Below are 1,321 nucleotides of genomic sequence, written 5' to 3' on the forward strand. Positions count from 1 at the left end.
CTGGGCGAGTGTCAGTAATTTCTCCAAGTTCATCAATCATCATCTCTAATCGCGCTAAAGACATTTTTACTTTCCTTTATTTACACAGTTCAAATTTAAAGTTTAATAAAGCATTACCTTTATTTTCCTGCATTGCTTTTTCAGCATATTTATCCATTTCTTGAATATGCTTTTTCCATTGCGTACCTATTGACGAGTTCACGCTGGCATCGCCCATACACGTTGGTTCAGGGTCATTATAGCCACCTGCAAACATATCTGGCTCATGCAGTGCTGCACTTTTTTTCATAAAGGCATCTGTATCTTTTTTCGCTAATATATCTGCCTGATGGGCTGTTTCAGGATTTTTGCTGTATTCTTTCCGTCTATCGTTTAAATAATTATCTTGCGCTTTGTCTCGGTAATCTTTTTGTGCTTTACTTGCAGTTGTATTACGTCCACACCCTGTTCCCTTTTTAGCATCAGTAAAAGCTTTTCGCGCAGCCATATATTCAGAGGCAGTCATGTTATTTAAAGCCTCTTGTTGACGTGAGACTTGTCGGTCATATTCTTTAAGGTAACCGGCTTTATCCAATTCTCCTTTGGCTCTTTCCGCTTCAGTCACAGTGTTTTTGGCTTTTTGATATCCGGCACCTTTAGAATTAAAGCATATATTACCAAATGTTTTTCTTTCTAAAGTCGTTAAACTTTTAGTCGGCCCATGTTTGGTGTTGTCCTGTTTAGGTGCTGTGGTGGCACTGAGCTTTTTGCCTGCACTCATCATTTTTTTCAGTTTCTGTGCAGGCGAAATGCTACCAGCAACGAGAGCACTCATTTGTCCTAAAATTTTGGCGAGTTCTTTAGATGCACAAATGAGTTCTCCTTGAGTTTGTGCATTATTTACAGATCGAACCCATTTCCCAATGGCAATCGCAAGATCAAGTGCATCACTGCCTAAAGAGTAAAATGCATACACTGCCATTAAACTATTCGCAAGAGGCCCTAGAATAGGGATCATTGAGATAATTTGCCATGTCACAAACATTGCAACAGTCGTGGGTAAATCTTCAACCATTCCTTGTAGTGTCTTGCCCATTTCTTCACCCATAATATTTCGTGTTTCATGGGCTTTGAAGGCATACACCAATATAAATTCAAGCTTCCAGGCAAAGCTTTGGTTTGAATAGTCTTTATTTGGCTCAGGCGCTAATCCCAAGCTATCTTTAAGTTGATGCGGTTGTCTGAGTGCAAAATCGTACAGATTCGGTCCAGCGGCTAAACCCAATGGGTCAGGGGTCAAATAGCGCTCATGCTTGGCATCAAAATAACGGTTGGTATTGTA

1 protein-coding gene is annotated in these 1,321 nt (G+C 40.1%); it reads right to left on the minus strand.

Annotated features, from left to right (window positions below):
• Positions 1-76: 76 nt before the first annotated feature.
• The coding region (locus BLS38_RS12800) for a polymorphic toxin type 15 domain-containing protein (protein WP_244518321.1) at positions 77-1,321 on the minus strand (1,245 nt) is incomplete at its 5' end.

The organism is Acinetobacter boissieri (assembly GCF_900096955.1).
Classification (GTDB): Bacteria; Pseudomonadota; Gammaproteobacteria; order Pseudomonadales; family Moraxellaceae; genus Acinetobacter; species Acinetobacter boissieri.